This is a genomic window from uncultured Citricoccus sp., assembly GCF_937871995.1.
Classification (GTDB): Bacteria; Actinomycetota; Actinomycetes; order Actinomycetales; family Micrococcaceae; genus Citricoccus.
Window position 1 is genome coordinate 1 of sequence record NZ_CALMQR010000161.1, and the last position, 1,087, is coordinate 1,087.

Annotated in this window: 1 protein-coding gene; it reads right to left on the minus strand. The window is 73.6% G+C overall.

Features of this window, described 5'->3' with window-relative positions; genetic code table 11:
* Positions 1-1,072 (minus strand): urocanate hydratase (gene hutU, locus Q0283_RS17520; protein WP_298045934.1); only part of this gene is annotated, 1,072 nt, incomplete at its 3' end.
* Between the last annotated feature and the right edge of the window lie 15 nt (positions 1,073-1,087).

Below are 1,087 nucleotides of genomic sequence, written 5' to 3' on the forward strand. Positions count from 1 at the left end.
CGCAGAACTGCGGGCGGATATAGGCCTTCACGAAGCCGGGGAAGTCGAAGGCGCGGTCGTACCCGGCCGTGCGGGCCTCGTCGCGGATCGAGTTGCCGTAGTCGAACACCTCCGCGCCGCGGTCGGCGAACCCGACCATCGCCTCCACGTGCCGGGCCATCGACTCGCGCGCCCGCCGGGTGAACTTCTCCGCGTCCTGCGCGGCCTCGGCCCGCCAGGAGTCGATGTCCACACCCACCGGCAGGTAGGACAGCGGGTCGTGGGCGGAGGTCTGGTCGGTGACCACGTCGGCCGGGAGCCTCCGGTCCAGCAGCTCGGGCAGGGCCTCGGCCGCGTTGCCGACCAGCCCGACGGACAGGGCTCGCCCCTCCGCCCGGGCGGCCAGGACCCGGTGCACGGCGGTGTCCAGGTCCGGGGCGACCTCGTCCAGGTAGCGCTGGTCACGGCGGCGCCGCAGCCGGGCCGCGTCGACGTCGACGATGAGGCAGGCTCCCCCGTTGAGGGTCACGGCCAGCGGTTGCGCCCCGCCCATCCCGCCGCAACCGGCGGTGAGGGTCAGGGTGCCCGCCAGCGTCCCCCCGAAGCGCTTGCGGGCGACGGCGGCGAAGGTCTCGAAGGTGCCCTGCAGGATGCCCTGGGTGCCGATGTAGATCCAGGACCCGGCCGTCATCTGGCCGTACATCATCAGCCCCTCGGCCTCGAGGGCCCGGAAGTGCTCCCACGTGGCCCAGTCCCCGACGAGGTTGGAGTTGGCGATGAGCACTCGCGGGGCCCATTCGTGGGTGGTGAGCACCCCGACCGGCTTGCCCGACTGGACGAGCAGGGTCTCGTCGGCTCCGAGGGTGTCGAGCGTGCGCACGATCGCGTCGAAGGCCTCCCAGGACCGCGCGGCCCGGCCCGTTCCGCCGTAGACGACCAGGTCCTCCGGGCGCTCGGCCACCTCGGGGTCCAGGTTGTTCATGAGCATCCGCTTGGCCGCCTCGGTCTGCCAGGACCGGGCGGTGATCTGCGGCCCGCGCGGGGCGCGTACGACCCGCGGGCCCGACGCCGGCGGCGTGTGATGGGTGGCCACGGCTCCTCCTCGGGG